This is a genomic window from Pseudomonas sp. CG7, from assembly GCF_023701885.1.
In the GTDB taxonomy this organism is placed as follows: Bacteria; Pseudomonadota; Gammaproteobacteria; order Pseudomonadales; family Pseudomonadaceae; genus Aquipseudomonas; species Aquipseudomonas zanjanensis.
In genome coordinates, this window is sequence record NZ_JABAEE010000001.1 from 23,207 (window position 1) to 48,271 (window position 25,065).

The window sequence follows — 25,065 nt, forward strand, 5'->3', positions numbered from 1 at the left end:
GATCTGAATATGAACACATTGACATGCAAGGTTGCTCTGCTCGCCCTCGCTTTGGGCGGAGCCATTACCACCCTTACTCTTTGCCAAGCTGCCGAACGTGGCTGGTCGTTCACCTACAATACCCAGGGGCAGCTGGAGTCGTCAGATGGGCCGCGAACAGATGTCAGTGACATTACCCGCTACGCTTACGATGCCAAAGGACACCTGGCACGCATTATCAACGCGCTCGGACACACCACCACATTTTCCAACTTTGACGCCGCCGGCAGCCCTAAGACAGTGGTCGATTCCAATGGTGTTATTACAAACCTGACCTATGCACCACAAGGCTGGGTGAGGTCGTTGAGTACCGCTACCGGCACTGTTCGCCTTGAGCATAATGCCGTGGGCGACATCATCAAGATCATTCGTGCAGACAATAGCTGGTCGACTTACACATGGGACGACGCAAGGCGGCTCATCCGAGTGACCAATAACGCAGGGGAACAGATCGAATTTGATCTCGACCCGATGGGGAACCGGACCGCGGTACGGATCAAGGACAAGACCGGTAAGCTGACCAAACAACATCAATGGGTGTACGACGAACTGGGTCGTTTGCTGCGCTCAGTGGGTGCGGCCGGCCAGACAAGCCAGACACAGTACGACCTCAACGATAATCCGATCGCGCTGACCAATCCCCGCAATCACAGTCACCAACGGGCCTTTGATTCACTGAACCGATGGGTGACGCATACTGACCCGCTTAATGGCATCACTCAACTTGAGTACGACGTTCAAGATAACCTCACCCACGTCCGCGACCCACGGGGTGTAACCACCCAATATCAATACGACGGCCTGGGGAACCTGACGCGGTTGAACAGCCCTGACAGCGGCGCCACTGACTATCAGTACGATGCCGCAGGCAACGTAACGCAACAGGTGGACGCGCGTGGTGTGGTCACGACTTTTACCTACGACGCGCTCAATCGCCTGACCGCCCGCCGCTATCCGACGAACCCGGCACTGGACGTTCAGTTCCACTACGATTCGATTGCCGCCGGTAACAAAGGCATCGGCCGACTGACAGCCGTGGAGGACGTCAACGGGGTGCTGAATTACACCTACGACGCCCAAGGCAACGTTACAACCCAGCGGCAAACAGCGCCCGCAAACACAGCGACTCAGCCAGAACAGATCGGCTATGGATACGATGTCGCCAATCGGTTGAGCAGGATCGATTATCCAACAGGTTTCAGCATCGTCTACTCGCGCAACACCACAGGACAAATCAGCCATGTGCAGGTCCGGCGCGGCACGGGGCAGCCGACCGCGTTCGCCAGCAATATCACGTATCAACCTTTCGGTCCGCTTAAAAGCCTGACCTGGGCCAACGGGACTACGCTTCAACGTACCTACGATCTGGACTACCGGCTGACCGCTCAAACCGTTGCAGGCCAGAGCAAGACCTACACCTATGATGCCCATGGAAATATCACCCAAATGCAGCGCAGTTCACTTGGCAACCTTGATTACAGCTATGACGCGCTGGATCGCCTGACAGAAGAAACCACCCCTTCCCAACGGCAGACCTATGTTTATGACGCGGCAGGCAACCGCACCCACAAAGCGCTCGATTTCCTGGTGGATGGCGAGGTGTATGCCACCGCAAATACATTTTATCAGTATGGCGCCAGCAGCAATCGGTCGATGCAAATAGGCCTTCATTCGGTGGACACCGATGCGGCGGGCAACCTGATCGAAGAGCGCACCAATGGTGCCAGCCGGCAGTTTTCGTATGACGAACACAACCGCTTGAGCAACGTGAAAATCGATGGGGTCATCAAGGCTCAGTTCCGCTACAACGCTTTCGGCCAGCGCACGCAGAAAATTACACCGCAACGCACCACGACGTTCGTGTATGGGCTGAGTGGAGAGCTAATAGGCGAAACGCTGTTTGATAACCAAGGCAAGAAACTGACGAGTCAGTTTTACATCTGGCTCGAAGGGATGCCCTTGGGTGGAATCAGTGTGACCTACAGCGCAAACGGCGCACCTGCAAATAGTACCGTGTTCTATCTCCATAGCGATCACCTCAATACACCGCGCAGCGCAACGAACGCGGCACGGGAAAAGATATGGGGGTGGGATTCCCCCGCGTTCGGTACGAGTGAAGCAAGCGGCCCGTTGACAATCAACCTGCGCTTTCCCGGGCAGTACTACGATGTTGAGACTGGATTTCACTACAACTATTTTCGGGATTACGACCCGGAGACTGGTCGCTATGTGCAGAGTGATCCGATTGGGCTCAATGGTGGCCTTAATACCTATGGGTACGTAGGGGGAAACCCAATTTCTAAGTTTGACTTCTGGGGGTTAGCCGCTACCTTTCCTGGAGTTGGCGGCATGAATGGAGTTCAGCTTGGTCAATACGCCCAAGCACAAGCAGCAATAAATTCTCCAGCAGTCTTGGCAGCTCTTCTTAGGCCAACTTCGGATCCTATTATATACGTCTGGGGGGCAGCAGGAGCAGTTGGTGACTTTGGTCGAAACTACAACGACATGAGGGATGCGAACACTATAGGTGCAGATAAATACTTCCACTGCAAAGCAAACTGCGAAGCAGGCCAGCGAGGTCAAGGGGGATCGAACATGGCATGCTTTATAAGTAATGCACGGGAGTGGACAGATCAGAACATAAAAGGCGATCCTGCAACTGCATCCGCAGCCGATCAAATTGCCAACAAACACGGAAGAACAAGAGGACTCTATAATCCCGCACAAAGCTGCGGTGCTTTATGCTCCCTTTTCAGACCCGGCGGACTTGAGGATAGATATTAAACAGATGAAAAAACTCATATTACTTCTCCTACTTATTACTCAAACAGGTTGCGAGCAGATTGAAATAGACAGATGTTTGGATGGAGGCGGCCGTTGGAACCATGAAAAAAGCCGCTGCGAGCACAAGTAACAATTAAAACTAGTGATCGAGCTCAACAGCGCTTACAACCCCATGTGTTACGGTTTAAACAATCCGTAACACACCCTCACAACCAATATGAAATACCTTATCTGCCAGAACAAATTGCGGACCTGATTGAAAAAAATCATCTTCCGGATAGTAAAGCCGTATGTCCCATACGCGCTCAAGAGCAACAACCCCCTGAAAACCGTCCCTAAAACTGCATGACCTTTCTTAACAATAGAATTTTAAGGACAGAGGCAAGCTCTGACGATGCATACTATTAACGCCATTCTCAAACTGCCGAAAACATCAGCAACACTAATTGCTCTGATGTCTGTGGCTTCTGCTGCCATCGTGCTCAGATACCAAGAACCTGTGAGTATTGAACGTATTTGCGAGGAGTCGCCACCCCTGCTAATAAATAATTTCAACAGCTGCGGCCATATTGATCAGACCTTGAGCTCCCTTGAGGCGCAAGGCTACAAGCCTACAACTTTAGAAAGCTTAGAAAAAAACAGTGGTCTTCTGCGGAAAAAATTCTCCTTAAACATATTTGAAGTACCCTACTACAAAATAGACAGCAACACCGACACTGCGCAATTCGGCTTTATAAATGGACGATTATTTTCCATATCCTACTTTCCGAAAGCATCAGACACCGTATTCGAAAAACACCCAGCAAATAAATCCGGGACACTGACTGTAAAACACCTGAGCAGTCACCAAGGTTTGAAATACATATCATGGTCAAATAATTACCTTGAAACCTATATCACTTGGTGGATATCGAGATTCTCATAAGGGCTAGCATATGAGTTACTAAACGTTACGACTATGACTACTTGAAAGTCGTATCCGCGAATCAACGTTTGCCTGAACTAGTAGACATGCGTTGGATCCGCTTATTTGAACCGTCGCTCGCCCTTAATCGGCTTGGTGCAACGCATTGGCAACCAATGTAAACGCAGGCGAAGGTTGCCGCCGGCTGGGGTAGTACAAATAGTAGCCTGAAAACGGCGGACACCAGTCTTCCAGCACGCGCGCCAACCGCCCCTCTTGAAGGTGGGGTTCAAACTCCTCTTCTGGCAGATAGGCTATGCCCAGTCCAGCGACTGCCGCCTGCACGATATGAGTCGACGTGTTGAAAATGAGTTGGCCATCTACTCGCACGTTCACCTGCTTGCCGCGTCGCTCGAAATCCCAGACATAGAGCCCGCCCGATGTAGGCATGCGCTGATTGACGCAACGATGATTCAGCAGGTCGCGCGCATGCCCGGGAACGGCACGATTGGCAAAGTCCGCTGGCGAAGCCACGGCAGCCATCCGCAACGCAGGGCCGATCGGGACCGCGATCATGTCCTTGTCGATGGTATCGCCCAGGCGCACGCCCGCATCAAAACGATCCGCCACGATGTCCCGAAATCCGTAGCAGACGTCGCACTCGACATTGATATCCGGGTAATCGTGCAGCAGCCCGGTCAGTTTGGGCAGCAAGGGCGTGCGCAGGACATGATCGCCGCAGGTAATGCGCACAGTGCCTGCGGGCTTGTCGCGCATTTCCGTGAGCCTATCCAGCTCGGCTTCTATTTCATCGAAGCGATTACCGATGGCGTGCAACAGCCGTTCGCCCGCAAGGGTCGGCGAAACGCTGCGGGTGGTCCGCGTCAGCAAGCGGATCTGCAAGCGTGCTTCCAGCCCACTGATCGCCTGGCTCAGCGCCGATTGGGTGACGCCCAGCGCCCCGGCAGCTCGTGTGAAGCTGCCTTCGCGCGCCACCGTGACGAAAGACAGCAAATCGTTGAGATTTCTTTTGACCATGGCAGCAGCACTTCAAGCAGATTGATTAGCCATGCTTATAGCCTTGTTAAGCATTCATTAGCTAGTCGCATCACTGCTCTCAAGTCACCATGAACCCATGAACAGACACCCATGCACAACTGCGATGCGATCGGCCCGGCGTGGTTTGCTGGCGGTAATGCTCGTGTTTGGCAGCTACGCAACGATGAGTGGTGCCGCGTCGGCGCCCTCGAAAACGGAGAACAGGGTGATGTGGATGACCGTCGGCGAACACCGCTTCGCCATCACCTTGGCCGACAACGCGGCCACCCGCGCGTTTGTCACGTTGTTGCCGCTGACGGTGGCGATGAGCGATCTCAACCGTAACGAGAAATACGCCACCCTTCCCCAAGCGCTACCTGCCGAAGCCAGCAAGCCGGGAACGATCCGCAACGGCGACTTGATGCTGTATGGCACAGACCCCCTGGTCGTCTTTTATACGAACTTCGACTCGGCCTACGCCTACACCCGCCTTGGGCAAGTGGACGACACCGCGAAGTTGGCTCAAGCGCTGGGCCGACGAGATGTGCAAGTGACCTTTTCCCAACACTGATGTCTCCCCATCGACAGGATCCCCAATGAAAAAGATCATCGTTTTACTCACCCTTCTTGTCACTTCGCTCACAGCCATAGGAGCCGATATGTCCAACGGCGCAGATAACTTTTATACCAGCGACGATGTGACCGTACAGAAGGTCAACTTCAAGAACCAATATCAAATGACCGTGGCAGGTAACCTGTTCATGCCGAAAAAACTCAATGGCAAGACCCGAAGTCCGGCGATTGTCGTCGGCCACCCGATGGGCGCGGTCAAGGAGCAGAGCGCCAACCTCTATGCCACGAAAATGGCGGAAAAAGGCTTCGTGACCCTTTCCCTGGACTTGTCGTTCTGGGGCGAAAGCGAGGGGCGGCCGCGTAATGCCGTCTCGCCAGATATCTATGCCGAGGACTTCAGCGCCGCGGTGGACTTTCTCAGCGCCCAGCCTTTCGTCGACAAGGAGCGGATTGGCGCGATCGGCATCTGTGGCAGTGGCAGCTTCGTGATCAGCGCAGCCAAGATCGACCCGCGCATGAAAGCCATCGCTACGGTGAGCATGTACGACATGGGTGGCGTCAATCGCAACGGGTTGAAGCATTCCCAAACGCTCGAACAGCGCCGGGCGATCATCGCCCAAGCCACCCAGCAGCGTAACGTCGAGTTTGCCGGCGGTGAAACGCTCTACACCCGCGGTACGGTGCACCAGTTGGACGCCAACACTCATCCCATCCAACGTGAATTCTATGACTTCTACCGCACCCCCCGCGGCGAGGGCACGCCATCCGGCTCGTCGAAAGACCTGACCACGCACCCGACGCTGACCAGCAATATCAAGTTCATGAACTTCTACCCGCTCAATGACATCGAGACCATTTCACCGCATCCGATGTTGTTCATCGCAGGGGCCGATGCGCACTCCCGGGAATTCAGCGAGCAAGCGTATAAGCTCGCCGGTCAGCCCAAGGAACTGGTCCTCATTCCCGGAGCTGGCCATGTCGATCTTTATGATCGGGTCGACCTCATTCCGTTCGATAAGCTGACAACCTTCTTCCAGAGCAATCTGAAGTAATATCTGGCCCAGTCGAGAGACCTATCGATCTACCCCCGCTTAAGCTTCCTGAACGCCTGCGGCTCCCAAACTCGCATCGCCAGCAACAGCGCAGTCCCACGTTTCTCTGACAGCGGCGCGGCCAACGATTCGTTGTGAAGCGCCGCCAGTTTGCTGCGCAACTTGTGGATGTCGACTTGCAACTGGGCGTAAGCGGGCTTCGTCAACATGCCATGGGCAAAGTGCAGGGTTTCATCGGGGACGTCGAATCGGCTCGCCATGAAATCCGGCAAACCCTGCCGCAGGAAAAACCCTCGGATAGGACCGTCCGGCAGCCAATCGAAATCCCGCGCGACCAGCAACCTGATGCGATTTCCCGGTTTCAGATCCGCCAGGCCCATCCGTTCCAACACCAACAAATGCTTGATGCACTCGGCTTTTGACACGCAGTAGGCGGACACGATGTCTTCCAGCGACCAGTGATTCAGCGCACACACCGCCACCAGCAACAACTTTTCGTCTGAGACCAGTTGCGTTTCCTGTTCAAGCGTCAACATGTGCAGGCGTGGGGTCGTTCGCTCTGCCTCCTGAAGCAATTCCGCCATCGTCAGGCCCAGCAACTCACAAAACTGTGCAAGGCGTTCGATCGTCAGGCGACCGCTGGCCAGCAGGCGCTTTACGCTGGGCTCCGACAGGTCGAGCGCTTGAGCAACATCGCGATAGGTCATGCCAGCGGCCTTGAGATGCTGTTTCAGGGTGGCGATGAGTTGGGCAATCTGGGTCATAAGTATTGATATCCGATACTGTTGGTATCAGCTTAGCGAATTATCCACGAATAAGTTGCGAGTTCCGCCACCCTCTCCCCATGCTTGAAACTCAAAAAAGCCGAGAGGTCAGCATGTTCAGCAAAAACGCAGCGCACGTTTCTCCAACATCAGGCGCGCCCTCCATGGGCGACCTGCAGATTGGCGATATGGTGTTCATCCGGGTCACCGCGCGGCCCTTCCTGGAAGTCGCCAACGCGACGAATGCGTGGACGAATCATGTGGGCGTGGTGGTCGACAACCGCGGCGATGAGCCGGTGATCGCGGAAAGCACGTTTCCGTTTTCACGCACCACCTCGCTCAGCCGATTTCTCAAGCGCTCCGAGCATGAATGCTGCACAGTGGCGAGGCTCACGCGACCTCTCACCGACACGCAACGCGCGGCACTTCAGAACGCCGCGGATCATCGGCTGGGTACGCTCTATGACACGGGCTTCAATATAAGCTCGCGGCGCCAGTTCTGCTCTCGTTTCGTTCGTGAGGTCATCGATGAAGCAACTAATGTTCAGCTCGGTGAAGTGGAGACGTTCGCGACCTTGCTGCAAGATAATGCCAATCCGAACCTGGCGTTCTGGCGGCTGTGGTATTTCGGCCGAATTCCTTGGCAACGTCGTACCGTCACACCGGCCAGTCTGCTTCGAAGTCCGGACGTGCGGGTCATTTTCGATTCCCAACTGAGTGACACCGCATGACCAACGATGTGCAAGCGCTTCCCCCTTCAAGATCGTTGCCCTGCCTCACCCGGCGCAGCGTGCTTCAGGCTGGCACGGCCGGGATTGCCTTCGGCGTGCTGTCCCCCTGGTCGTGCTGGGCAGCCTCTTCGGGCGTCCTGGTTAACGACGTGACACTGCTCAACCCAGTCTGGGTGAATCGTCTGCTGGCGCCGCGCACCACCGATGAGATCCGCCAGGCGCTTGCCCAGTGGACAGGCCCTGTAAGCATCGGGGGTGGCCGCTATAGCATGGGCGGACAGATTGCCAGCGAAGACAGCCTGCACCTCGATATGCGTCAGTTCAATCAGGTCATCCACTATTCGCCTGAGAACAAGGTCATACGCGTGCAATCAGGGATGCGCTGGCGCGACCTCCAGACCGTCATCGACCCGGACGATCTGTCGGTGAAGATCATGCAGAGCTATGCCAACTTCACCGTCGGCGGTGCGCTGTCAGTCAATGCTCATGGGCGTTACGTCGGCGCCGGGCCGATGAGCAACTCGGTACGCGCCCTGCAACTGGTGCTCGCCGACGGTTCCGTCATGGAAGCGTCCCGCACCGTGAATACCGATCTGTTTCACGCGGCCATCGGTGGTTATGGCGCGCTGGGGGTCATTACCGAGATCGAACTGGACCTGGCAACAAACGTCACGATGGAACGCCAGGTCCACCACATGCCGATTGCCGATTACCCCCAGTTCTTCAATGACCAGATCCGCGGAAACGACCAGGCGATCCTGCACAATGCCGATCTGGCGCCGCCCCACTTTGACCAAGCCACCGCCATCACCTGGAGCACCACGAAAAAAGCACTGACCGTCGAGGAACGGCTGGTCGCACCGGGGCAATCGTACACGCTCGATCAGACCATCATGTGGGGCGTGGCCAGACTCCCCGGCGGCCCGTTGATTCGCAAGGATGTGGTCGATCCATTGCGCTACCTCAGCCACCCGGTGGTACGCCGCAACTACGAGGCCAGCAGGGACGTCGCCGCCCTCGGACCGATTGCTACCCGAAACAGCACCTACGCCTTGCAGGAATATTTCGTACCGGTAGCTCACCTCAACGCGTTTGTAATGAAGATGGCCGATCTACTGAAGGCCCATGACGTCGATGCCGTGAACATCTCCATCCGCCACGCGCCACCCGCACCTGACTCGTGTCTGCCCTGGGCCCGGAAGGAAGTCTTTTCATTCGTGCTTTATTACTGGCAATACGTTGGCGTGGCCGACCGCGAAAAGGTCGGCGTATGGACGCGCGAACTGATCGAACTTGCGCTGGCGTTTGGGGGCACCTATTACCTGCCTTATCAGCTGCATGCGACGCGACAACAGTTCGCAAGTGCCTATCCCGGCGCGCAACGGCTGTTCGCACTCAAGGCGCGGTTCGATCCGCAGAAGCGATTCCGGAACAAGCTTTGGGATAAGTATTACGTGGGATAGCGCGGACGACGGGGCCAGTCCACTGAAAATACGCACCGCGAAAACGGCAATCCGCTTGGAGATCCCGGATGACTCGATCATTGTCGAGCGTCGCGTAAAGCCCGTTGCCAACGTCAGGAAAAATCCTGAGAAAACGCAAAGCTGATACCATCCAAACATCGACACGCCGAGCAGAACAACATGAATCGCCGCAAGAAAATAAACCAGTTGTTAAAGGCTAACGCCAAGAAAGCCAGTGCCAAGTTGGCGCCCAAAAACAAAAATCAATACATCAGCAAAGCCGACCGATTGAAATTGGAGGCTGAAGCCAGTGACGCCCCCATTATTTCCTCGGAAGGCTGAGCCACGTCATTGCCCCCTGAAGCCCTGCGCCCGAACCGCCGCGCCTCGCGGCTTATCTCTGGCATCCTGTAGGGCAACGATGGCCAACGACGCAACCCAGACCACCGAAACCCCGTAGTTGAGCCGCTGGTACAGGCCAAACAAGTGCCCGTCGGCCATTGCCGTCGCCATCAGCATCACCGTTACGATGGCGAGGATTACGCAGATCGCAGAGAACATGGCGAACCTGGACGACAAAAGCAACGACTTGCCAAGGAACGCCCACAGCGCCCCTGCCAGGGTAAGCGAGATGAACATCACCAGCCCCGCAAGGTTGTGGCTCTGTTGCGAGATCGACGGTTCAATCGGCGCACAACCTTGGTCACAGGAAAAATAGCCGGCCGCGAAACTTGCCAAGCCATGGACGAATATCAGTGCCGCACTCAGCAAGGCCATCCGCGATGCCTTGAACCGTCTCGCCACGCCTGTTGCGAAAAGCACGAACATCACACCCAGCGGAAAGTTGTTCACCCAGGCAGAGAAGCCGTGGGTTGGTGCTCCAACAGCGCCTAGTTGGCTCATGGCTTGATCCAGATGGCTGTAGCCTGGATAGCTTTGCGCAGTCAGTGCGACACCCAAAAGCAGCCAGAACGGAATCAGTATTCCGAAGCCTAGCAAAGCACGATCGATGGTTTTCATGAGATGACATTCCTTGTCGTTGTGATGTGATGTGATGTGATGATCAATATTGCATTGATCCAAGCGTCCAACCGCTCAATCAAGAACCGGGTGCAGGAAACTGCGAAGGGTCAATAACGTACCGGACATGGCAAGTGATTGCAGGCTCAATCCTTTGAATTCTGGAGAAAACGGATTCTACACAGAATACGCAGTCAATCATTAATCGGGATCGAAACACCATGGATGAACGCCAAACAATCATCAAGAACAAGATCCGCACCATGGTGATCGGTGGCGAATCTGACGAGATCACCTATCGATCAGAGTGGCTCGGTTACCTGCCCTTCCCGGTTTCTCATTGGATTGAACACCAGGGCGAAAGCTTTTCCAGCGACTTACCGTTTGATTGGACCCTCGAAGATCTGGTGAGCCTTGAGCGAATGGGCTTCTTGGAAACACTAGAAGCCTACGAAAACCCGGAGGACCCTTTTGATCGGGATATCCGGTATCGCGTTCATGTGGGATACGTATAACAGTAGACTGGAGAAGATCGACAACCCAAGGAACGGAAAGAAAATGGGCATTCTTGATCGCTTGTTCGGCGGCCGCTTTACCCTGCCGCCACCAGAGGAAACGACTCTCAGCGACGCGGCGATCATGCGGGAGCTGCATCCTTATCGCGCCGAACTGAAGGCGTTTACCCAAGCCCTACTGGCCCGTATACCAGACGCCGAAGGTGCCAGGCTGGTCAGGCGCGTGCTGCGCATTTACGGTTCGGGCCAGGAACCGGCCACCGCGCTGGTGGAAGGCTTGCTGGATGCAGACAGAGGCCAGAAGCTCGAACTCTTGGCGTTGCTAGGCGTCGACTGGAAAGGCTTTGATGGTTTCGAGTATCTGGTGCCCTATCTGGTCAGCGCCAGCGGGGTAAAAGAAACTTACCCCTACCGCTATGAGGGCACGCTGCCGATGTCGGAGACGCTGGCCAATTTCGACCGATGGCTCGTGGCATTCGACAAACGCTACCTGCACCTTGACGCTGGTGGCGACGAATATGTCGGGTTCATTGCCGATGTCGACCAGGTCGAAGCCATGATCGAACTCGCACGGCAAGCAGGTGTTGCAGTGCGCCTCGAAAGCTTTTGAACCGGAATGGGTATTCGCTGAATCTCGTTATCCCGCTGAACGAAGCAAGCCGCATCACAGTCGGAGCAACAAGACCCTCGGCAAAGAAGCCTGGCCCCATGCTCCTACGATCCATTGCTCTCGCTGCACTGTTCACCTTGGCTACCGGCACGGCGAGCGCTGCGCCGGAACCGCTGCGCCTGGAAAGCCTGAAACGCTGCGGCGACCTGCTGCAAAGCCAGCATCAGGAGTGGTGCCTGACAGCACGCGGGCTGGGTGATGCAACGCCGCAACTGAAGTTGGGAGCAAAGGCGATACCCGCAGACGCGGTCCAGCGCGAAGGGAACAACCTGCGCGTGCGCCTGGATGCCGCCGATTACCAAAGCGGCCCGCTCTGGCTGGAAGACGGCTCACGCACCAGTAATGCCGCCTGGCTGACCTTGCGCAACAGTCACGTGCTGGCCGCCGGGCCGGACGCAGTGGCGAAGAACATGGACGGCCTGACCACTTATGTCGACCTGGTCAGCGTGCTGATCGAGGAAGACCGCGATGGCCGCCAGGAAGCCGAGCGCCTGGCCCACAAGTACGGCGCGAAGGTGGTCGGCAGCATCGCGCCGCTGAACCTGTATCAACTTCGCTTGCCCGCCAAGGACCTGGTGCAGCGCGATGCACTGGTGCTGCGCCTGGGCAGCGAGACCAGCGTGGATGCCGTGGTGATCGAGGAGTCCTCCGCCGAAGAAACCGAGCAGGCCCCAGCCCATCCTGAAGAACCGAAGAAACCCGCCCTGGACTCCGACGAATGGGCCGCGAATCGCTTTCTCGACGCGGTGAACTATTACCAACGGCGAATCCCCGGGCGTCAGCCACCCATCCAGCCGCAACCGGTGCGCATTGGCCTGAGCGAGCGGGATGTGGACTTCGACACGACGGATTTCGCGGACGACCTCGGCGCCTGCTCGCCGCCGCGCACTTGCGTCTACGCCCGCGATGCAGACAAACCGGACAACCACGGCACGACCGTCGCCGGCATCCTCGCCGCACGTTGGGATGACAGCGGCAACACCGGTTTTCTCCGTGGGCTGGACAAGGCCAGCGGTGGCTTCGAGGTCATTGTCGAACGTAACTCCGATGCCGGCATCACCGCCAACATCGCCGCCTCGGTCAACCTCGTGGAAGACGGCGTGCGTGTGCTCAATTGGAGCTGGGGCATCCACCGCGTCGGCGCCAAAGACATCAAGGGCGATGACGTCGACTCGCTGCTGCGCTCGGGCCTCGCCATGGGCGGCTACGAAGAACTGCTGGAAGAGTTTTTCCTTTGGCTGCGCAAGGCGCATCCTGACGTGATCGTGGTGAACTCCGCTGGCAATGGTTCTTCCTTCTCGGGCAGCGACGAATATCGCCTGCCCTCCTCCTTCATCACCGAGCAATTGCTGGTGGTCGGCGGTCACCAGCGCAGCGAGCACGCTGGCGTTGCCGTCGACGACCCGGCCTATGCGGTCAAGCGCAGCTCCTCGAACATCGACATGCGCGTCGACATCACCGCCGCCGCTTGCGCCCACGCCTCGACGACCCGCGCCGGCCAGGACAGCGCCGTGCATTGCGGCACGTCCTACGCCACGCCGATGGTCGCGGGCTTGCTGGCGGCGATGCTGTCCATCAACCCGCAACTGCAACCCGAGCAATTGCGCATGCTATTACGCCGCAGCGCCATGACCATCGGCGAAAACCACGACTTCGAACAGATGGACGGCGAAGACCTCACCGCGCCCATCCTGCCGTCGGAACGCCGCTACCAACTCAACGACAAGGACGTCGGCCGCTCGGCACGGCTGGACATGCAAAAGGCCCTGGATTTGGCGGCGCAAAGCCGTGATCGTGTGCGTTGAACCGACGAGTCATGGGGCCAATCGGTAAGTGGATTGCACCAAGCCCGACGCAAAGCTGCGGCTGGATACGAGTTTCAAATCCACATCCTGCCCAAGCCCGCCAAACAACGGCCGCCCCGAGCCAATCAACACCGGAACGGTGGTAATCACCATATCGGTCACCAAGCCCTCGCGCAGGAACGACTGCACCACCCGCCCGCCATCCACATAGACGCGCTGCACGCCTTGGCTTGCCAGCTCCGTCATCAACGTCTTGGGTGCCAGGTTGGAGAAACGCAGCTTATTCTTCAACGCCTCGGGCACCGGCGAATCGGCCAACTGTTTGGACAGCACCACCACGGGCCGGTCGTAGAACCAGGTGTCGAAGGTCCGGACCTTTTCATAGCTCCCGCGCCCCATCACGATGACATCCTTGTCGGTGATGAAGTCTTGATAGCCGTGGTCCTCGGATGGGTCGTCGCGTTGCAAGAGCCAGTCGATGTCACCGTCGGGCCGAGAAATGAAACCATCCAGGCTGGTGGCGATGAAGACGTGAGCGGTAGGCATTTGAGGCTCCTTTGTTGTGGTGTGTGTCTGATACGCCGCACTTGGCAGGTTTTGGGGCCGCTTCGCGGCCCAGCGGGAGCAAGCTCCCTCGCCACGGGTTTGTCGATTGGCTTAAGTGAACAGCATTGGGCTTACACGCCTGCCTACCAGTTGTAACTGACTTTGGCGGTAATCTCGCGCCCCGGGTTGTAGAAGTTCGCTGTGCCGGAACCGACCACGTGCTGCTCATCCAGCAGGTTGCTGACGTTCACCGCAAGGTCGGTGCCCTTGGCGATCTCGTAGTTGAAGGCGGCGTCGAACAGCGTGGTGCCATCGCTTTTGCCGGAGTTGGCTGCATCGAAGTAATAAGAGCCGACGTAGCGCGCCCCCAAGCCAACGCTGACATCCGTGCCGGGCACGTCGTAATAACTCCAGAGCGAAGCGGAATGCTTGGGTGCCGTGGAGAACTCATTACCCTTCAGGGAGCTGCCGTCGTACAACGAACCGCGCAGTACCTCGGACTCCATATAGGAGTAGCCACCAATCAGGCTGAGGTTCTGCGTCACCTGCGCCTTGGCCTCCAGGTCGAGGCCACGGGCCCGCGATTCGCCCACCGTCTGTTGCTCAATGATGCCGCTCGGCAGCACCACGGCGATGGTGACGTTTTCCTGGGTCAGGTCATAAACGGCTGCGGAGAACAGTGCGTCCATCCCCATCGGCGCATACTTCACGCCCACTTCGTACTGCGTGCCCGTCTGCGGTGTTACGCCAACCTGAGGCGGCGAGACGGATTCCACCATGCTCACATAGGTGGACACCTCATCGTTGACGATATAGGTCAACGCACCTCGGTAGGAGGTTTCGGAGAAGTTGTCTTTCTCCGTGGATATCAAGCCTTTGCTGGTAAGGTCCATCGAGTCGTTGCGCATACCCGCGGTGACGATGAAACGCTCATAGAACGATAGGTTCTGCTGAAGAAACACAGCCTTGGTGGTCGCGTCTCGCTTGTTGACGGCATACGGCGTGATTGAGCGTGGAACGCCAGTAAACACGGGATTTGCAATGTCAATCGGGGTGGTCAGGGCGTAGACCGAGCTTTCCTTGGTGGTCGAATCGAGATACTCCACGCCCACCAGGCTGCTGCTGTCGATGTTCTCGAAGCGGGCATCGTATTGCAGCATCAGATTGCCGTTGAACTGGTCGGCCTCACTGTCCGTTCCAAACAGATACCGGTCAACGGTAGTACCGACACGTGCGGCGCTGTCGCTGAGGTAAACGTAGCCAAAATCATCGGTCAATTTGCTGTAGCGCAGATTGCTGCGCAGTACAAAGCCGTTGTCGAAGTCATGGGTGACGTTACCGCTGAGGCTGGTGCGCTCGACATCGTGGAAGTTGTAGCTGGGCTCACCATAGAACTTGCTGCGGTCGTATTCCTTGTCCAGCGGATAGCCGCCACTGTTGGGCGAACTTTCAGTTTTCAGATAGTCCAGAATCACGGTGGCTGACGTGTAATCCGTGGGTGCCCAGGTGAGGCCACCCATCACCAACCGGTTGTCGTCCTGTGAGTGATCGTACTCGCGGTCGCTGTTCTGGCCTTTGGCAGTAAAGCGGCCAGCCAAGGTTTTCTCGTCGTTCAGCGCATCCCCCACATCGATGCCTGTCTCGACATGGTCAAACGACCCGTAGGTCACATAGCCTTGGCCAAACTGCTCGAAGCGCGGTTGTTTGGTCACGAAGTTCACCGAGCCACCCGGGTCCGCGGGGCCAAACAGCGTGGAGTTGGCGCCACGCAAAATCTCGATGCGCTCATAGGCGAATGGATCTTCGCGTACGCCGCGCATCGAACTCAGGGTCAAGCCGTCACGGTAGGTGGTGGCCTGGAAGCCCCGGATCTGGAAATAGTCGTTGCGGTCATCCGTACCATAGAAGTCACTGACCACGCCCGGCGTGTATTGCAGCGCCTCTTCCGTGGTGCTGACGCTGCGTTGCTCCATTTCCTTGTTGGTCACCACCGACACCGATGCCGGTGTATTGAGAATGCTGGTTGCCACCTTGCCGCCAACCCAGAGCTCCTGGGCGACCACCGAGTTGGCGTCGTCGTCGGCACTGACCCTGACCTTGGCGTTGATGATGAGGGGTGCAAGGCGGTAGTCCTCGACGTCCGTTGCGCCGAGCTCCAGCGGGCCGGCGGGCTTTGGTCGAGGGGACAGTAGATAGGCATTCGGGCCTTGCTGTTCGATTTGCAATTCGCTCCCCTGCAGCAACGATGACAGCGCTGTCGATGTATCGAGCGTGCCATTCACGCCAGCAGTGGTGCGGTTCACGACACTCGACGCGTCGAAGGAAAGACTGATGCCAGCCTCCCGCGCAAAACGGTCAAGCGCCGGCGCCAGTGGGCCGGCAGCGATGTTCCACTGCTTGACTTGATTGCTGTGGTCAGCGTTCGAGGTTTGCGCCAGCGATGGCAATGCGTAGCTGCTCACGATCAAACCCAAAATCGCACCGTGCAAGGCACGATTTAATGGATGGCGCTGTGAAACCGGGGACGAACTCATTTTCTCGCTCCAAGAAAGGACATTGGCAGACTGGCCTGTATTCCGGCCTTCCTTAGAGGTCGAACGAGAATGAGAAAGCACCTCATTCTTTTTCAGGTAGCGCAAAGTTCCGATGGGCTCAGGTGGCAGCGGTCACGGTCACCCAATAGCGGGTCCGATAATCAATGTGCAAGCGCAGTGATTGCGCGATCAATGCCAGGACCTGATCGTTGTCGGCGAGCTGGAAGGTGCCGGAAACGCGACGATCCGCGATCTCTTCGGCGCAGCGCAGTACCCCGGGGCGATAACGCGACAGCTCCACGATGAAATCATTGAGGCGCATATTGCTTGCACTGATCACCCCGTCACCCCAGCTCCATAGATCAAGGCCATTGCCTTTGAACGTTCGGGCGCCACTTGATGTGAACAGCAACTGATTGCCTGCCTGGACGCTACGGCTCGCAGGCGTTTGACTGGAGCCAGGGAAAACCGTGACTGATCCTTCCTGAGCCGCGACCAGAGTGCCATCGCCAAGCTCGCGTGCCAGAAAGCGGGAACTCTGGGCGCGCATGATTCCGTCACGGGATTGCACCCAGAACGGTCTCGCTCGAGGCGAGTGTCGATCCGCACCGACATTCACGATGATTTCACCCCGTCGCAGGATGATCAGGCGTCGCTGGGCGTCGAAATCGCTGTCGACGGCACTATCACTATTGAGCTGGATAAGGCTGCCATCATCGAGTTGGAAGCGTCGTTGCTCGCCGGTGTTGCTGTGTTGCTGCGCAAGCATCGCGGGTACGGGTGTGTAGTCCCGACCGAGCCAGGCTGCCGTGCTGACAGTCGCCAACAGGCCCAGTAGCTTCAGGCTTTCGCGCCGCCGCATTCCATGATGGGTGCCATTAAGGGTTTGTCGCGCCAGTTGAGCGGGCACGCCGGCGAATTCATCCCCAAGCGTTTCCACACGCTGCCACGCCAACACATGCTCCGGGCGCTGCCGGAGCCAGTGCTCAAAAGTGCGCTGTGTCTGTTCATCGGCTTGATTGAAGCGAAGGCGCACCAGCCATTGGATCGCCTGCTCGACAATGGCCGGATCCAGCGCCTGCGGCTCACGACTCGACATAACGCAAGCGATAGCAGTGTTGCAGGGCCGTGGCCAGGTCGCGTTCCACCGTCGCGCGGGAAACACCCTGCTTTTCGGCTATTTGCGCGCACGTCAGACCGTCGAGTCGGGCCAATAAAAATGCCTGGCGAACTCTCGGTTTGAGCATACCGAGCATGCGGTCTATGCGCTCGAGCGCATCAAGAATCATCAGCCGGCTTTCTTCCGAGGGCACCTCGTGTTGAGGTAGCAACGCGATGCTTTCCAAGTAGGCACGTTCGAGTTCGCGACGACGATACTGATCAATCATCAGTCCGCGGGCGATACTACTCAAATAGGCGCGGGGTTCGCGCAAGGGGCTGGACTGACGGGACTTGAGCAGGCGTACGAAGGTGTCCTGCGCCAAATCTGCTGCGTTATCGCGACATCCAATGCGTCGGATTAGCCAGCCGTATAACCACGAGTGATGGGTTCGATAGAGCAGCCCTAGATCTGCAGTACCTAGTGTTTCATCGCTGCGCATCGGAATCCCGGCAAGTACATGATTGATAATTAATCGCATTCTACTCAGGCGATAGGCCTTAGGCAAATACGTGGCGCTCAGTGTCCGCTTCTGGGCGAACGCTTCTCCACCCAACCTCGATACTGGCGGGTGCGAAATGCCAGGGCGAGCTGTTGCAGGATCAGCGCGCGCAACGGCGACACGCTCGGGTCGGGCTTTTTAGCCCGACTCAGTTTGTGCAATTGAAACTTCACGACCGCCACGGCGCCCCAATCAACTGTGGGAGCGAGCTTGCTCGCGATGGCGTCGGTACATTCAACATTGATGCACGCGGCCCCACCGCGATCGCGACCCAGCATGCCCCTCTACCGGTTTGCGGGCAAATGGGCGGACTGCCTGGAAACCCGATTCATCGCACAACCCGGTTCATTGCATCAATGAGGTCTGCCTTGCCGCCAGCAAGCGAAGGCGCTGAAGCAGCCACCTTATCGTGTGGGAACCCAAGGGGCATGGCGCTGGCAGCGTCCAGCTGTGCCAGTTGATCCGCCGTCAGCTGAACTTCGACTGACGCCAGGTTATCGGCCATCTGCTCCGGCGTGCGTGGACCGATGATCGGGAGTGTTCCCTTGGCCAGCACCCAGGCGATTGCGATCTGGCCCGGCGTGTGGCCGGTCTCTTCGGCGATCGCTAACACCGCATCCACCGTCGAGGTCTTGCGCTCGCTGTCCTCATCGTGGATCACCGCCCCCAAACCCTGCGCACGACCGGTTTCCCCTTTGCGGTATTTACCGGTCAGCAAACCACCGCCGAGCGGTGACCATCCGACGGCTCCCAGATTGAAGGCAGCGGCCATCGGCAGGAGTTCGCCTTCGGCCGAGCGCTCCACCAGGCTGTGCTCCAATTGCACCGCCGATATCGCCGACCACCCACGAAGCTCCGCCAGGGTGGCGGCCGTTGCCACGCGCCAAGCCGGGAAGTTCGACAGTCCGCTATAGAGCACTTTGCCAGAGCGGATCAGGTCATCCAGCCCCCGCACAATTTCGTCGATAGGCGTTACGCCATCAGGCATGTGCACCCACAAAAGATCAATGTGATCCGTCTTGAGGCGCTTGAGGCTGGCCTCCACCGAGCTGCGCATGGCTTTGCGGCTGTTGCCGGAGCGCAGGACGCCGGCACCGGGTGAATCACCCAGCGAGAACTTGGTCGCCAGAACCACTTCATCACGCTCGGTCGCCATGAAATCGCCGAGCATGGATTCCGATTGGCCAAATTGATATTGATCGGCCGTATCGATGAAATTGCCCCCTGCTTCCCGGTAACCGTCGTAGATTCTACGGGCCTCGTCCAAGTCGGCCCCGTAGCCCCAGCCTTTACCAAAGTTGCCAGTGCCCAGCGCGAGGGAAGAGACCCGCAAGCCGGTATTGCCGAAAATGCGATAGCGCATGACGGACTCCTTCAGGGCAAGAGGCTACGGCGACCTGCGCTGGGTTGAGAGTGAATGAGTGCGCATGGAGTCTAGACGGGTTATTGCGGGCTTGCTGCGATGGGTTGGCTCGCCTATTGAACCTGACTCAAGAGATTGATAGGGTTGCCTCTCTTTCAAAACGCCCTCCCGGTTCGCCGGGAGGGCGTTTTCGTTTTGGTTCCCCCAACCACAAAGGAACCATGAAATGAAAGCCCCCGTTGAAATCAGTTTCGGAGCTGATACCACCTTAGGGTATGTGCGGTACGGCAATGGCCCCATTCACGTACTGGTCATGCATGACTGGCTGGGCGACCACTCCAGCTACGATGCCGTCATGCCCTGTCTTGACGGTCGCGCGTTTACCTATGTTTTCGTTGATGTGCGTGGCTACGGACAATCCATTGAATTGGCTGGCGAATTTACGGTAGAGGAGATTTCCTCCGATTGCCTCATGCTCGCCGACCAGCTCGGTTGGACGCGCTTCCACGTAGTCGGCCATTCAATGACCGGGATGATCACGCAACGTATCGCTGCGGATGCCCCGTCTCGCGTCGCAAGCGCGATAGCGGTGTGCCCCGTTTCTGCCGCTGGCAATCGGTTGAGCCCAGAAGCGCTGGCGTTCTTTGCCAGCACGGCAGAAGACGACGAGGCCCTTCGGCGGCTGTTCAAATTCGTGACTGGAGGTCTCTCCGATGGGTGGGTTGATCTCAAGGTCCAACAAAGCCGCGACACAGTCTCACCTGCCTGCCGGGCGAGGTACCTCGAAATGATGGTCACGGCAAATTTCGTCGATGACATTCGAGGCCTTGAACCACCGTATTTGATTATTGTCGGTGACAAGGACCCCGGACTTGATGCCGCGGCTATGGCCAGAACCTTTCTGGCGTGGCATCCGAACGCAGAACTGCATGTTATCCCGAACTGCGGTCATTACCCGATGCAGGAGTGCCCGCCTTATTTCGCAACTGTTATCGAGGGTTTCCTGAAACGCCACACCGGTTGACCTGAATGGCGTAAATCAGGCTGCGTGCGGACATCATCGGGCCCCTGGCCTGGATTGTCCGCAACGGCTCAAGACATAGTTTTTTGGATGTCCTTAACGACAACACAAACAACCGCTGATCACCGGCTGATCAGGATCATTCTCAAGAAATGCAACCACGACTTCCATGCCCGTCCGGGGCGGCCCCATCTCACAACGCCAATCGGACGCCCTCTTCAGCCAACAACGACTTTTGTCGTCAAATCGATCTTCACGATCCCAGGGGAACTCGACCTTGATCCTTGGGAAGCGCCGATCACCCTGGATTTCTTCGTCCTCCAGGGCAATGACTACAGCGGTCTGGTTGCGTAGTACCTGCGGTTTCTTGTGAGCCAACGGCGGACGATAGGACACATTCCATGGAAGCACGATAAAGCGGTTGCGGTAACCCTGATGGAAGTCATCTTCGGTTCCCGTGTTGCCACTGGCGACGTGCTCACTCATTACCCGTGGTTGCCGGCCTTCGTGGACGACCTGGGTCAGTAGCCATGGGGTGTTCCACTCCTGGCGCGGATGGCCTGAGATGTCCAGTACTTGGCCGCTGACTAACCGAGTCTGGTCACTCTGCCCTTCGGCTTGTCGATAAGCCGCGTGGCGGCGTTCCATGGTCCGAAGACGTATCTGCTTGCCGTGCTCATGACCGGTGAAACGCTCCAGCCTGTCATCTGTTTCAATGTCCAACGGTTGTTGCGAGATACGACGGGTGAGCTGTCCCAGACGCAGGTTGATGCGCTTGATCAGTGGCTCGTTGGCCACCCTGTCGCGCGCTTGTCCATAAGCAGTGGGCTGTCCAATCCTGGGGAAAACCGCCTGATCGTCACCAAAAACCAGCACATGGCCTTGAGCACTGTGTTGGAAGTGAAAGTGAATACCCTCTTCTTCACACAAGCGCTGAACAAAGTGCAAGTCCGTTTCGTTGTACTGAGTACAGTATTCACGCTCTGGGTAGGTCGCCCCCAGATGAAACCGATAAGCGTCGCCCACAACACCGTGTTCTTCCAATATCAAGGCCACGATTTTCGGTACCGAGAACTGTTGATAGATCCGCCGGTTGATGCGGTGACGCAAGTAGGACAACTGCGGGACGAGTGCCAGGCTGTAGCGCATCAAGTGCTGACTATGAGCGCTTTGAACAATGTGATAGACCCGTCCATGAATGCCGTTGCCCTTCGCGTCCAAGGCCAGGAAAGCCTCTCGATCGAAGAGGCTTTCAAGCGCCAGGTCAGACCGTTCGCTGACAAAATCCACGCTGAACAGGTAAGGCCTGCTGAGCGCCTCTTCTCCCGTGAAGGCGAGCACTTGAAAGTCGTGGGCAAAACCGTCGATGGTCAAACTGAAGCGCGTTTGATTGGCTGGGTTGAACATCCGCTGTTCTCTTTTTAAACCTGCTGCTCGTCCGACGCCCGTCTATAACCGAGGCACGCAACGAGCAACAGGCGACAATCAAGTCAGGTCACACACCACTCTTCACTTTGGTCCATATCCGCGTGCGGATTCGCTCCAGTTTCAATGGCAGTGGCTCAAGGGGAATAAGTGTCGCGACCGTCTTTTTGTCTGGATAGATCCAAGGGTTGTCTCGCAACTTCTGCTCGACAAACTCAGCGGCATCTTTGTTTGCGTTAGGGTACAGCGTGTGATTTGAGGTCTTGGCGATAATTTCTGGTCGCAACATGTAATTGATGAACGCCATGCCTTCCTTGGGATGGGGCGCATCTTTCAGCAGCACCAGATTCTCCGACCAGGACAACGCGCCTTCGCGAGGAAGACTGTAGGAAATCTTGCGTCCGGTGTTAGCCTTTTCGTTGATGGCCTGTGCAGCCAGGGCACCATTGGCCCACCCCACAACAGCACAGATATTGCCGTCTGCCAGGTCGGCGTCGATTCTGGACGAATCGAAATAAAGGACGTAGGGGCGGATTTTCAACAGCAAGGCTTGGGCTTTCTGGTAATCATCCGGGTTCTTGCTGTTGCTAGGGAGTCCAAGGTAATTCAAGGCAATCGAGATGATCTCACTGGGAGAGTCGAGCATTGCCACTCCACACGACTGGAGCTTGCTGATGTTTTCTTCTTTGAAGATCAGATCCCAGCTATTGACCGGCGCATCATTGCCCAATGCCGCTTTGACTTTGTCCACGTCATAACCAATGCCAGTGGTGCCCCACAAATAAGGCACGGCGTAGCGGTTACCTGGATCATTGACTGCGAGCTGAGCGAGGATGTCAGGGTCAATATGTGAAAAGTTACTCAACTGATCACGATCCAGAGGCTGAAGGACGCCCGCTTGGATCAGGCCTGGCAACACGTTGGAGGTCGCCACCACCACGTCATACCCGGTGCGCCCGGCCATGACCTTGCTCTGCATGATCTCAGCGCTGTCGAACGCATCCATGTGCATTCGCGTGCCAGTTTCCTGCTCAAACTCCTTTGGCGTCTCCGGCGCCAGCAACCCGAACCAGTTATAGAGATACATTCCGGGCTCTGCAGCCGCCACGGATGTGCTTATCCCGACACAGAGAAGCGAGGCCGAAAAAAGGTTTCGCAAATGTGACTTTCTCATGCAACATCCTTGTCAAGACGACATGCCCTCATGGCTATCGTAAACCTGGCAGCGAATATACCGGCTGCCACCGAATAGTAAATACCTACGAATACTTACCTTAGACCTGCAACGCCCTAACCCTAAAGGGGTAGAAAATGCCGTTTGACCTTCATAGCCTGGCCTGGCATCGATCGATTGGGAAGCTGATCATGCAGCTGAACCGTCCAGAGTTCTGGAGTTCACTGGTTCGCACATTAAATGAATACGTGCAGATCGATAATTGGGTGGTATTGATTTTCAGCAACCAACAGGTACAGGTCGTCAGTCTTCCCGAAGTGGCCGATGCGGAAGAAGTTGACGCATTCATTCATCGCTACGTGAAAGGTCTTTATTTGCTGGATCCGTTTTATATAGCTAATCGGGAAAACCCACAGAGCGGTTTCTTCCACTTACTGGATATTGCACCGGAATACTTTCTTGAAACCGAGTATTACCACAAGTATTTCGCCCAATACATTTCCATGGACGAAGCACAATACAATGTCCAGCTCGACCCCGACAGAACGTTGTGCCTATCTATTGGCAGCAAAGCCCGTTTCAGCCAAGAACAAATAACCTTGCTCGACATTATCAAACCGTGGGTGACCGCATTGATGCATCAGCGCATGGGGTTTGAAATTGACGTGGAGAAAACGCTGGCTGAGCCACCTCTATGGCCAGAAACGGTCAACCAGCTGGGCACGCAGATAACAGCACGTGAAAGTGATGTCCTCCGTTTACTACTCAGCGGCTTCTCCAACAAAGAAATAGCCGGAAAGCTATCCCTCTCGGCGGAAACCATAAAAGTGCACCGCCGCAATATTTACGCAAAACTGAATATCAAGTCCCAATCCGAGCTGTTTGCTCGATTTTTCATGCCAAGACAGAACGTTCCCGCCACGCATTGAAGTCAGGCATCACACCGATCATGTGCCTGCAAGCATCAAATCCAGATTCTGCACCGCCGCGCCAGCGGCGCCCTTCCCCAGATTGTCAAATACCGCAGCCAGCAAAACCTGCCCGGTCTCATCGTTCTCGAACACCGACAATCGCACATCATCGGTCCCGTTAAGCGCCTGAGGATCAAGGGTGGTCAGTGCTTTGGCTTCCTGCATCGACATCACATGCACATGGCGCGCATCGGCGTAGTGCTGCATCAGACACGTATGCAACTGCACCCCACTCACCCCTGGCGCCAACAATCGGGGCTGCACAGGTAGGGTCAGCACGATCCCCTGCCGAAAGGCGCCGTAGGCCGGCACAAACATCGGCCGTTCCGTCAGACCGCTTTGCTGCTGAATTTCCGGAATATGCTTGTGTGCCAACCCCAGCCCATAGACCTGAAACGCAGACGCCTGGGCTGCGCCCGCGCCCTCATGCTCCTCCACACCGGCTCGTCCTTTTCCGGAATAACCCGACACCGCATGAATGCTCATCGGGGAATCCCTGGGCACCAATCCAGCCTCCAGCAATGGCCGCAGCAGCCCGATCGCCCCCGTTGGATAGCAACCGGGATTGCTGACCCGCCGGGCGGCGGCGATGCGCTGGGTCTGCGGCTTGCTCATTTCCGCGAAACCATAGGTCCAGTCTGGATGGGTACGGTGCGCCGAACTCGCATCGATCACCCGAACAGCAGGGTTGTCGATGGACGCTACAGCGTCGCGCGCGGCCTGGTCGGGCAAGCAGAGAATCGCGATGTCGCAGTGGTTGATGGCCTCGGCGCGACGTTGCGGATCCTTGCGATGTTCGGCGCTCAGCGTGAGCAGCCGCAGATCGCTCCGGTCGCGCAGACGTTGATGGATCTGCAACCCGGTGGTGCCTTGGTCGCCATCGATGAATACAAGGGGACTTGCCATGGCATGCTCTCGAACATTGGAATCAGGGGGTGCAATGTTCAGCCAGGCGCTAAGATAGGAAAAGTTGAATTTATAAACGATGGAATTCAGTTTTCCTGAACAAGGT

The 25,065-nt window shown here is 56.9% G+C and carries 23 protein-coding genes and 1 pseudogene; 12 read left to right on the forward strand and 12 right to left on the reverse strand.

Annotation, left to right across the window (positions count from 1 at the left end):
* Nucleotides 1-9 precede the first annotated feature (9 nt).
* Together HGO40_RS00085 and HGO40_RS00090 are read left to right on the forward strand one after the other, a co-directional pair.
* Nucleotides 10-2,823 carry an RHS repeat-associated core domain-containing protein gene (locus HGO40_RS00085; protein ID WP_250961356.1) on the forward strand — a complete coding sequence of 938 codons (2,814 nt, stop codon included), beginning with the start codon at nucleotides 10-12 and terminating at the stop codon, nucleotides 2,821-2,823.
* A 394-nt stretch (nucleotides 2,824-3,217) separates the two neighbouring features.
* On the forward strand, nucleotides 3,218-3,748 hold the full coding sequence (locus HGO40_RS00090) for a hypothetical protein (RefSeq protein WP_250961357.1): 531 nt from the start codon (nucleotides 3,218-3,220) through the stop codon (nucleotides 3,746-3,748).
* A gap of 123 nt (nucleotides 3,749-3,871) precedes the next feature.
* On the opposite strand, the gene HGO40_RS00095 is transcribed toward HGO40_RS00090, so the two are convergent.
* Nucleotides 3,872-4,765: a LysR family transcriptional regulator gene (locus HGO40_RS00095; protein ID WP_250961358.1), complete on the reverse strand. Its 894-nt coding sequence runs from the start codon at nucleotides 4,763-4,765 to the stop codon at nucleotides 3,872-3,874.
* Nucleotides 4,766-4,889: 124 nt separating this feature from the next.
* On the opposite strand from HGO40_RS00095, the gene HGO40_RS00100 reads away from it, so the two are divergent.
* Together HGO40_RS00100 and HGO40_RS00105 are read left to right on the forward strand one after the other, a co-directional pair.
* Nucleotides 4,890-5,336, forward strand: a complete 447-nt coding sequence (locus tag HGO40_RS00100; RefSeq protein ID WP_250961359.1) for a cyclophilin-like fold protein — start codon at nucleotides 4,890-4,892, stop codon at nucleotides 5,334-5,336.
* 25 nt (nucleotides 5,337-5,361) lie between these two features.
* Nucleotides 5,362-6,390, forward strand: a complete 1,029-nt coding sequence (locus HGO40_RS00105; protein WP_250961360.1) for an alpha/beta hydrolase — start codon at nucleotides 5,362-5,364, stop codon at nucleotides 6,388-6,390.
* A gap of 29 nt (nucleotides 6,391-6,419) precedes the next feature.
* On the opposite strand, the gene HGO40_RS00110 is transcribed toward HGO40_RS00105, so the two are convergent.
* A complete protein-coding gene (locus tag HGO40_RS00110) occupies nucleotides 6,420-7,154 on the reverse strand; it encodes a helix-turn-helix domain-containing protein (protein ID WP_284738958.1) in 735 nt (244 codons plus the stop codon).
* A 113-nt stretch (nucleotides 7,155-7,267) separates the two neighbouring features.
* Between HGO40_RS00110 and HGO40_RS00115 the strand changes: the two genes are divergently transcribed.
* The 3 genes from HGO40_RS00115 (at nucleotide 7,268) to HGO40_RS00125 (ending at nucleotide 9,690) form a co-directional block, all read left to right on the forward strand.
* The gene (locus HGO40_RS00115; RefSeq protein WP_250961362.1) at nucleotides 7,268-7,885 is read left to right on the forward strand and encodes a YebB family permuted papain-like enzyme; all 618 of its coding nucleotides are present in this window, start codon (nucleotides 7,268-7,270) and stop codon (nucleotides 7,883-7,885) included.
* Complete coding sequence (locus tag HGO40_RS00120) at nucleotides 7,882-9,348, forward strand: FAD-binding oxidoreductase (protein WP_250961363.1); 1,467 nt, start codon at nucleotides 7,882-7,884, stop codon at nucleotides 9,346-9,348. Before HGO40_RS00115 ends, HGO40_RS00120 begins: the two co-directional genes overlap by 4 nt.
* 180 nt (nucleotides 9,349-9,528) lie before the next feature.
* Nucleotides 9,529-9,690, forward strand: coding sequence for a DUF2986 domain-containing protein (locus HGO40_RS00125; RefSeq protein ID WP_250961364.1), 162 nt, complete (start codon nucleotides 9,529-9,531; stop codon nucleotides 9,688-9,690).
* A 6-nt stretch (nucleotides 9,691-9,696) separates the two neighbouring features.
* On the opposite strand, the gene HGO40_RS00130 is transcribed toward HGO40_RS00125, so the two are convergent.
* Nucleotides 9,697-10,368 carry a DUF998 domain-containing protein gene (locus HGO40_RS00130; RefSeq protein ID WP_250961365.1) on the reverse strand — a complete coding sequence of 224 codons (672 nt, stop codon included), beginning with the start codon at nucleotides 10,366-10,368 and terminating at the stop codon, nucleotides 9,697-9,699.
* A 221-nt stretch (nucleotides 10,369-10,589) separates the two neighbouring features.
* Here HGO40_RS00130 and HGO40_RS00135 point away from each other — a divergent pair, with 221 nt between their 5' ends.
* From HGO40_RS00135 to HGO40_RS00145, 3 genes are all read left to right on the forward strand, one after another.
* On the forward strand, nucleotides 10,590-10,883 hold the full coding sequence (locus HGO40_RS00135; protein WP_250961366.1) for a hypothetical protein: 294 nt from the start codon (nucleotides 10,590-10,592) through the stop codon (nucleotides 10,881-10,883).
* Nucleotides 10,884-10,926: 43 nt separating this feature from the next.
* Nucleotides 10,927-11,493 (forward strand): DUF6630 family protein, encoded by a 567-nt coding sequence (locus tag HGO40_RS00140; RefSeq protein WP_250961367.1) that lies wholly within the window; start codon nucleotides 10,927-10,929, stop codon nucleotides 11,491-11,493.
* 98 nt (nucleotides 11,494-11,591) lie between these two features.
* Nucleotides 11,592-13,358: a S8/S53 family peptidase gene (locus tag HGO40_RS00145; RefSeq protein ID WP_250961368.1), complete on the forward strand. Its 1,767-nt coding sequence runs from the start codon at nucleotides 11,592-11,594 to the stop codon at nucleotides 13,356-13,358.
* Between the two features lie 9 nt (nucleotides 13,359-13,367).
* On the opposite strand, the gene HGO40_RS00150 is transcribed toward HGO40_RS00145, so the two are convergent.
* The 6 genes and pseudogenes from HGO40_RS00150 to HGO40_RS00175 all read right to left on the reverse strand — a co-directional run bounded on the left by HGO40_RS00150 (nucleotide 13,368) and on the right by HGO40_RS00175 (nucleotide 19,462).
* The gene (locus HGO40_RS00150; RefSeq protein WP_250961369.1) at nucleotides 13,368-13,904 is read right to left on the reverse strand and encodes a dihydrofolate reductase family protein; all 537 of its coding nucleotides are present in this window, start codon (nucleotides 13,902-13,904) and stop codon (nucleotides 13,368-13,370) included.
* Between the two features lie 143 nt (nucleotides 13,905-14,047).
* A complete protein-coding gene (locus HGO40_RS00155) occupies nucleotides 14,048-16,438 on the reverse strand; it encodes a TonB-dependent siderophore receptor (RefSeq protein ID WP_250961370.1) in 2,391 nt (796 codons plus the stop codon).
* A 118-nt stretch (nucleotides 16,439-16,556) separates the two neighbouring features.
* Nucleotides 16,557-17,537: a DUF4880 domain-containing protein gene (locus HGO40_RS00160; RefSeq protein WP_250961371.1), complete on the reverse strand. Its 981-nt coding sequence runs from the start codon at nucleotides 17,535-17,537 to the stop codon at nucleotides 16,557-16,559.
* Complete coding sequence (locus tag HGO40_RS00165) at nucleotides 17,524-18,039, reverse strand: sigma-70 family RNA polymerase sigma factor (protein ID WP_250961509.1); 516 nt, start codon at nucleotides 18,037-18,039, stop codon at nucleotides 17,524-17,526. Before HGO40_RS00165 ends, HGO40_RS00160 begins: the two co-directional genes overlap by 14 nt.
* A 77-nt stretch (nucleotides 18,040-18,116) precedes the next feature.
* A pseudogene (locus HGO40_RS00170) lies at nucleotides 18,117-18,281 on the reverse strand (2,4-dienoyl-CoA reductase); the annotation flags it as partial.
* A gap of 146 nt (nucleotides 18,282-18,427) precedes the next feature.
* Nucleotides 18,428-19,462 (reverse strand): aldo/keto reductase, encoded by a 1,035-nt coding sequence (locus HGO40_RS00175; protein WP_250961372.1) that lies wholly within the window; start codon nucleotides 19,460-19,462, stop codon nucleotides 18,428-18,430.
* Nucleotides 19,463-19,688: 226 nt separating this feature from the next.
* Between HGO40_RS00175 and HGO40_RS00180 the strand changes: the two genes are divergently transcribed.
* Nucleotides 19,689-20,486, forward strand: a complete 798-nt coding sequence (locus tag HGO40_RS00180) for an alpha/beta fold hydrolase (RefSeq protein WP_250961373.1) — start codon at nucleotides 19,689-19,691, stop codon at nucleotides 20,484-20,486.
* A gap of 93 nt (nucleotides 20,487-20,579) precedes the next feature.
* Here HGO40_RS00180 and tssI read toward each other — a convergent pair whose 3' ends face one another.
* Together tssI and HGO40_RS00190 are read right to left on the reverse strand one after the other, a co-directional pair.
* Nucleotides 20,580-21,890 (reverse strand): type VI secretion system tip protein TssI/VgrG, encoded by a 1,311-nt coding sequence (gene tssI, locus HGO40_RS00185; RefSeq protein WP_250961374.1) that lies wholly within the window; start codon nucleotides 21,888-21,890, stop codon nucleotides 20,580-20,582.
* A gap of 88 nt (nucleotides 21,891-21,978) precedes the next feature.
* Nucleotides 21,979-23,082: a polyamine ABC transporter substrate-binding protein gene (locus tag HGO40_RS00190; protein ID WP_250961375.1), complete on the reverse strand. Its 1,104-nt coding sequence runs from the start codon at nucleotides 23,080-23,082 to the stop codon at nucleotides 21,979-21,981.
* A 137-nt stretch (nucleotides 23,083-23,219) separates the two neighbouring features.
* On the opposite strand from HGO40_RS00190, the gene HGO40_RS00195 reads away from it, so the two are divergent.
* Nucleotides 23,220-24,011 carry a helix-turn-helix transcriptional regulator gene (locus HGO40_RS00195; RefSeq protein ID WP_186728678.1) on the forward strand — a complete coding sequence of 264 codons (792 nt, stop codon included), beginning with the start codon at nucleotides 23,220-23,222 and terminating at the stop codon, nucleotides 24,009-24,011.
* A gap of 18 nt (nucleotides 24,012-24,029) precedes the next feature.
* On the opposite strand, the gene argC is transcribed toward HGO40_RS00195, so the two are convergent.
* A complete protein-coding gene (gene argC, locus HGO40_RS00200; RefSeq protein WP_250961376.1) occupies nucleotides 24,030-24,959 on the reverse strand; it encodes an N-acetyl-gamma-glutamyl-phosphate reductase in 930 nt (309 codons plus the stop codon).
* Nucleotides 24,960-25,065: the final 106 nt, after the last annotated feature.

Bases quoted from the DNA above. Each gene is read 5' to 3' on its own strand.
- HGO40_RS00155 (WP_250961370.1), bottom strand. From the start codon at position 16,438: ATGAGTTCGTCCCCGGTTTCACAGCGCCATCCATTAAATCGTGCCTTG.
- HGO40_RS00190 (WP_250961375.1), bottom strand. From the start codon at position 23,082: ATGAGAAAGTCACATTTGCGAAACCTTTTTTCGGCCTCGCTTCTCTGT.
- HGO40_RS00195 (WP_186728678.1), top strand. From the start codon at position 23,220: ATGCCGTTTGACCTTCATAGCCTGGCCTGGCATCGATCGATTGGGAAG.
- HGO40_RS00120 (WP_250961363.1), top strand. From the start codon at position 7,882: ATGACCAACGATGTGCAAGCGCTTCCCCCTTCAAGATCGTTGCCCTGC.
- HGO40_RS00130 (WP_250961365.1), bottom strand. From the start codon at position 10,368: ATGAAAACCATCGATCGTGCTTTGCTAGGCTTCGGAATACTGATTCCG.
- tssI (WP_250961374.1), bottom strand. From the start codon at position 21,890: ATGTTCAACCCAGCCAATCAAACGCGCTTCAGTTTGACCATCGACGGT.
- HGO40_RS00175 (WP_250961372.1), bottom strand. From the start codon at position 19,462: ATGCGCTATCGCATTTTCGGCAATACCGGCTTGCGGGTCTCTTCCCTC.
- HGO40_RS00160 (WP_250961371.1), bottom strand. From the start codon at position 17,537: ATGTCGAGTCGTGAGCCGCAGGCGCTGGATCCGGCCATTGTCGAGCAG.
- HGO40_RS00125 (WP_250961364.1), top strand. From the start codon at position 9,529: ATGAATCGCCGCAAGAAAATAAACCAGTTGTTAAAGGCTAACGCCAAG.
- HGO40_RS00150 (WP_250961369.1), bottom strand. From the start codon at position 13,904: ATGCCTACCGCTCACGTCTTCATCGCCACCAGCCTGGATGGTTTCATT.
- HGO40_RS00090 (WP_250961357.1), top strand. From the start codon at position 3,218: ATGCATACTATTAACGCCATTCTCAAACTGCCGAAAACATCAGCAACA.
- HGO40_RS00110 (WP_284738958.1), bottom strand. From the start codon at position 7,154: ATGACCCAGATTGCCCAACTCATCGCCACCCTGAAACAGCATCTCAAG.
- HGO40_RS00145 (WP_250961368.1), top strand. From the start codon at position 11,592: ATGCTCCTACGATCCATTGCTCTCGCTGCACTGTTCACCTTGGCTACC.
- HGO40_RS00105 (WP_250961360.1), top strand. From the start codon at position 5,362: ATGAAAAAGATCATCGTTTTACTCACCCTTCTTGTCACTTCGCTCACA.
- HGO40_RS00140 (WP_250961367.1), top strand. From the start codon at position 10,927: ATGGGCATTCTTGATCGCTTGTTCGGCGGCCGCTTTACCCTGCCGCCA.
- HGO40_RS00085 (WP_250961356.1), top strand. From the start codon at position 10: ATGAACACATTGACATGCAAGGTTGCTCTGCTCGCCCTCGCTTTGGGC.
- argC (WP_250961376.1), bottom strand. From the start codon at position 24,959: ATGGCAAGTCCCCTTGTATTCATCGATGGCGACCAAGGCACCACCGGG.
- HGO40_RS00100 (WP_250961359.1), top strand. From the start codon at position 4,890: ATGCGATCGGCCCGGCGTGGTTTGCTGGCGGTAATGCTCGTGTTTGGC.
- HGO40_RS00180 (WP_250961373.1), top strand. From the start codon at position 19,689: ATGAAAGCCCCCGTTGAAATCAGTTTCGGAGCTGATACCACCTTAGGG.
- HGO40_RS00165 (WP_250961509.1), bottom strand. From the start codon at position 18,039: ATGCGCAGCGATGAAACACTAGGTACTGCAGATCTAGGGCTGCTCTAT.
- HGO40_RS00115 (WP_250961362.1), top strand. From the start codon at position 7,268: ATGTTCAGCAAAAACGCAGCGCACGTTTCTCCAACATCAGGCGCGCCC.
- HGO40_RS00135 (WP_250961366.1), top strand. From the start codon at position 10,590: ATGGATGAACGCCAAACAATCATCAAGAACAAGATCCGCACCATGGTG.
- HGO40_RS00095 (WP_250961358.1), bottom strand. From the start codon at position 4,765: ATGGTCAAAAGAAATCTCAACGATTTGCTGTCTTTCGTCACGGTGGCG.